General features: G+C 42.8%; 4 protein-coding genes. All 4 read left to right on the forward strand.

The genetic code is table 11. From position 1 onward, the window contains the following. On the forward strand, positions 1–1,604 hold a 1,604-nt coding region (gene prc, locus B9J87_RS08915; protein WP_094150306.1), incomplete at its 5' end, for a carboxy terminal-processing peptidase. 141 nt (positions 1,605–1,745) lie between these two features. Next, positions 1,746–2,429, forward strand: a complete 684-nt coding sequence (locus B9J87_RS08920) for a hypothetical protein (RefSeq protein WP_094150309.1) — start codon at positions 1,746–1,748, stop codon at positions 2,427–2,429. A gap of 210 nt (positions 2,430–2,639) precedes the next feature. Then, positions 2,640–5,246, forward strand: a complete 2,607-nt coding sequence (gene pepN / locus B9J87_RS08925; protein WP_094150311.1) for an aminopeptidase N — start codon at positions 2,640–2,642, stop codon at positions 5,244–5,246. A gap of 65 nt (positions 5,247–5,311) precedes the next feature. Beyond that, positions 5,312–5,400, forward strand: an 89-nt coding sequence (locus tag B9J87_RS08930; RefSeq protein WP_141138407.1) for a DUF2835 family protein, incomplete at its 3' end; no start/stop codon positions are given.

Genomic DNA, 5,400 nt, shown 5'->3' on the forward strand with positions numbered 1-5,400 from the left:
CGCTTTCTCTGCTCGACAAAGAAATTACATTTGAAGCCGATGAATCGATGGAACTTGATCGCTCAAAAGCAGCTTGGCCGAAAGATAAAACCGAGCTCGATAAGTTATGGCAGCAACGTGTCAAATATGATGCACTGAACTTAAAGCTTACGGGTAAAGAGTGGCCGGAAATTAAAGAAACGCTAGGCAAGCGTTATAATAACGCGATCAAACGTCTGTCTCAGACCCACAGCGAAGATGTATTTCAGCTTTATATGAATGCTTTTGCGCGTGAAGTTGATCCGCATACTAGTTATCTCTCTCCACGTAATGCCGAGCAGTTCCAATCAGAAATGAATCTTTCATTGGAAGGGATTGGTGCTGTACTGCAAATGACCGACGACTACACCATCATTCGTTCGTTAGTTGCGGGTGGTCCTGCCTCAAATAGCAAGCAGTTGGGTGAAGGCGATCGTATTATTGGTGTGGGCCAAGATGGCAAAGAGATGGTTGATGTTATCGGTTGGCGTTTAGATGATGTCGTACAACTGATCAAAGGCCCGAAAGGCACTAAGGTGAAGTTGCAAGTTTTGCCGGAAGGTAAAGACGCTAAAAGTCACGTTGTCACTATTGTTCGAGACAAAATTCGTTTAGAAGATCGAGCGGTTAAATCAAAAATCATCGAGAAAAATGGCAAGAAAATCGGCGTGCTTGAAGTCCCTAGCTTCTATGTCGGTTTAGCGCAAGACACGGACAAATTGCTGACTGAACTGAAGCAGAAAAAAGTGGATGGCGTGATCGTCGATTTACGTAATAACGGTGGGGGTGCATTAACGGAAGCGACGGCATTATCCGGCTTATTTATTGAAAGCGGCCCGGTTGTGCAAGTTCGCGATAGCTATGGACGAGTAAACGTTAATAGTGACACGGATGGAAAAATCAGTTATCAGGGTCCTATGACGGTATTGGTGAATCGCTACAGCGCATCAGCCTCAGAAATTTTTGCAGCGGCAATGCAAGATTATGGACGAGCGATCATTGTTGGCGAAAACTCATTCGGTAAGGGAACGGTTCAACAGCATCGCTCGTTGAATCATATCTACGACTTGTTTGATAAAGAATTAGGCTACGTTCAATATACGATTCAGAAATTTTATCGTATTGATGGTGGTAGTACGCAGAATAAAGGTGTTGTGCCTGATATTGCGTTACCCACTGCGATTGAAGCAAAAGATACCGGTGAGAGCGTTGAACCTAATGCACTTCCTTGGGATCAAATTGAGCGAGCTAAATACGACAAGTTACAAGCTAATGAAAAACTGATTGCTAAGTTATCTGCACAGCATCAAGCTCGTATTGCCAACGATATGGAGTTCGGCTTCATTAACGAGGATATTGCAAAGTATAAAGCGGAGAAAGATGACAACACAATTTCTCTCAATGAATCTGTGCGTAAGCAAGAGAGTGACAAGGCAGATGAATTGCGTTTGGCGCGGATTAACATGCGACAAGCCGCCAATGGTTTGAAGCCCTATAAAACCTTGCAAGATGTGCCTAAAGATTATGAAACTCCAGATGTTTATTTAGAAGAAGCAGTGGCGATCACTGTTGATATGCTAAATTAGCAACCAGTATCAATGAAAAGCGAGCCTTAGTGCTCGCTTTTTTGATCTTATTTAAACCAAATAAATAACGTGATACAGATCAAACATTTCGCTTTATCGTACAACCGGTTCTAAGCTTAAGAAAAAAGCGAGGAGCGTGTTATGAAATGGATAAGCATCATTTTTACCTGCATTGTTCTTATCAGCACCAGTGCGGCACAAAGTCAAAGTAGTGGTACGCAGACTCATCAAGACTTAACTCAGTTTGATCTCCCTTTTTTACTTGGTGATTGGTACCTACTTAACCCCAATCCTGACACTTCTTCCGATGATTTTCGTTCTATTAAACTGACCTTAGAATCGAATTATCGTTTTAAGATCGATATTCAAAAGAAAAATTACAATGTGGAGCACTGGGAAGGTGAATTTGATGCCAGCGATAACAGCTTGATTTTGGGGCTTAATTCATCGCAACCTCAAGTTTATCAATACCAAGTGAACCACAACATGCTCAACTTAAACGGCATTATGTTCACTAAAGCTTTACCAAATGCGTTGGCAGGGGTTTGGTCTAGCAAACGAATATTTGGTGAAGATGCGATAGCAATCGACATTAGCCAACTTGATCTCGTTTTACAGCCGGATTTTGTCTTTATGTTCAGAGTAAGTGGTGCTAATGGTAACGAATCGATCCATAAAGGGGTGTACTACACAGAAGGTGATCATTTGGTGCTCCTTTATGAAGACGGAGAACATGATACCCGCTATACGCTTGTTAGCGATATGTTAACGTTAGAGGTGGAAAATGGTTCTATGTCGGCTGTTTTAGCGCGAGTAAATCCGTAGTCTTGCAATCTTCTATCATAAGAAAGGCAATGAGTGAAATCTGTTGATATATGGGTAAATTGTCAGCGAAATAACGGGGTATTTGTCTTAAATGCCTCGTTTTTCGGTTTGAGGGGTTGTTATTAATGATAACAAGCCTTAGATCTATAGCCATCTTACTGAATGTTTATCAAAAACGTCACATTTCACTCCGTCAACAAGGATTCCGACATGGCTCATACACCCCAAGCCAAGTATCGCAAAGATTATCAATCTCCATCACATACCATTACGGATCTCGAATTAACATTCGATCTCTTTGATACCAACACCACAGTGACTGCCGTTTCTCACGTTAAGCAGCAAAAAGAGAATAACCAATTGGTGCTGGATGGTGAAAACCTTGAGCTGAAATCGCTCAAAGTGAATGGCACCGAATGGCAAGATTTTCAGCTGCTTGAAAGCGGGCTCTCGATCTCATCATTACCTCAAGAGTTTGAATTGGAGATCGTGACACTGATTAACCCTGAAGCGAATACCGCACTAGAAGGGTTATACAAATCGGGTGGTGCGTTCTGTACTCAGTGTGAAGCAGAAGGTTTCCGTCGCATTACTTACTTCCTCGATCGTCCAGACGTTCTTGCAAAATACACAACGACCGTGATTGCTGACAAAAAAGATTACCCATTTTTATTAAGTAACGGTAACCGTATCGAACATGGCGATCTTACAGAAGGGCGTCATTGGGTGAAGTGGCAAGATCCACATCCGAAACCTGCTTACTTATTTGCTCTCGTTGCGGGTGATTTTGACGTATTACGTGATCAATATAAAACCAAGTCCGGTCGCGATGTTGCCCTCGAGATTTTTGTTGATAAAGGTAACCTCGACCGCGCTTCTCATGCGATGACATCACTTATCAACGCAATGAAGTGGGACGAAGAACGCTTCGGCTTAGAGTATGATCTCGACATCTACATGATCGTTGCCGTTGACTTTTTCAACATGGGTGCGATGGAGAATAAAGGCCTCAACATTTTTAACTCTAAGTTTGTGCTAGCCAATGAAAAAACCGCTACCGATACTGATTATTTAGGTATTGAAGCGGTGATTGGCCACGAATATTTCCATAACTGGACTGGTAACCGCGTTACTTGTCGTGATTGGTTCCAATTAAGCTTAAAAGAAGGCCTAACGGTATTCCGTGACCAAGAGTTTTCGTCTGATTTAGGGTCGAGAGCCGTGAATCGCATTAGTAATGTGCGCATTATTCGCGGGCCACAATTTGCGGAAGATGCCAGCCCAATGTCACACCCAATTCGTCCCGATAAAGTGATAGAAATGAATAACTTCTATACATTAACTGTCTATGAAAAAGGCAGTGAAGTGATTCGTATGATGCATACGTTATTGGGTGAAACGAATTTCCAAAAAGGGATGAAGCTCTATTTTGAGCGTCATGACGGCACTGCCGCTACCTGCGAAGATTTTGTTGCAGCGATGGAAGATGCTTCTGGCGTCGATCTTACCCAATTCCGTTTATGGTATAGCCAATCTGGTACACCGATTGTTTCAGTGAGCACTGAATATGACGCACAACAGAAAACCTATGCCTTAACCGTAGAGCAAACAACCGAACCAACGCACGAGCAAAAAGAGAAAGCAGCGCTGCATATTCCTTTTGATGTTGAGTTATACACCGCTCATGGTGATGTAATTGAGTTACAATGTAACGGAAAGCGAATCTCTAATGTACTGAACGTAACACAGGCCAAGCAGACCTTCGTGTTTGAAAATGTGCCAGAGAAACCGATCCCTTCCTTGTTGCGCGAATTTTCAGCACCAGTGAAACTGGAGTATGACTACAGTGATGATGAGCTTATCTTCTTGATGGTCAATGCTCGTAACGAATTTGCTCGCTGGGATGCAGGCCAAATGTTGTTAGCCAAATATATCCGTAGCAATGTGTTTGGAGTGCAGTCGGGTAAGGCGGCGGATTTGCCTGAATCGGTAGTTGATGCATTCCGTGGTGTGTTACTGAGTGAGGCTCTAGAGCCTGCTTTTATTGCGGAAATGCTCTCATTGCCTAGCCATAATGAGGTTTCAGGTTGGTATAAACGTGTGGATGTTGATGCCATAGCGACCGTACTTAAAGCGATGAAAGTACAGCTTGCTAACGCATTGCAAGATGAGCTCAATGCGGTTTACCACAGTTTAAAACAGACAGCATACAGCATTGAACACAGTGCAATTGGTGAACGAGCATTGCGCAATACTTGCCTTGCTTATTTAGCTTATACCGACCAAGGCAATGATTTGGTGCTGGCTCAGTATCACAGCGCCAACAACATGACTGACACCATCGCCGCTATGAGCGCTGCGAATAGTGCACAGCTTATGTGCCGTCAAGCACTGATGGATGATTACAGCAATAAATGGAAACACGATGGATTAGTGATGGATAAATGGTTTGCACTGCAAGGGACGAACCCCGCGCCAAGTGTTTTGGATACCATTCAACAAACCATGAAACATGAAGCATTTAGCTTAAAAAATCCAAATCGTACTCGTAGTTTAATTGGTTCATTCCTCAGCGCAAACCCAGTTAATTTCCATGCAAAATCGGGTGAGGGATACCGTTTTGCAGGGCAGATACTGCGTGAACTCAATGATAGTAATCCCCAAGTTGCGTCGCGTTTAATTGATCCTTTACTTAAATTCAGGCTCTACGATGAAACTCGTCAAGCAATGATGAAATCGGAGTTGGAGACTTTGAAGTCAATGGATAATTTAGCTCGGGATCTCTTTGAAAAAGTAACAAAAGCGCTCGAATCTTAAGGATCTTAACTCTACTAAGAGCGAGGTGATAGATACGTCTCCTCGCTCTATTTTGGTTAACGGCTATGAAGCAATACTATTTTACTCTCAATATTTCTTATCAAACTTACTTAGCGCACTATTCTGGTGTAGCAAGCTCTGTACAAGTCTACAC

The sequence above is a fragment of the Vibrio sp. V19_P1S1T109 genome (genome assembly GCF_002241375.1).
Classification (GTDB): domain Bacteria; phylum Pseudomonadota; class Gammaproteobacteria; order Enterobacterales; family Vibrionaceae; genus Vibrio; species Vibrio anguillarum.

Excerpts from the sequence above, each read along its gene's own strand:
- B9J87_RS08920 (WP_094150309.1), top strand. The coding sequence starts at position 1,746 with ATGAAATGGATAAGCATCATTTTTACCTGCATTGTTCTTATCAGCACC.
- pepN (WP_094150311.1), top strand. The coding sequence starts at position 2,640 with ATGGCTCATACACCCCAAGCCAAGTATCGCAAAGATTATCAATCTCCA.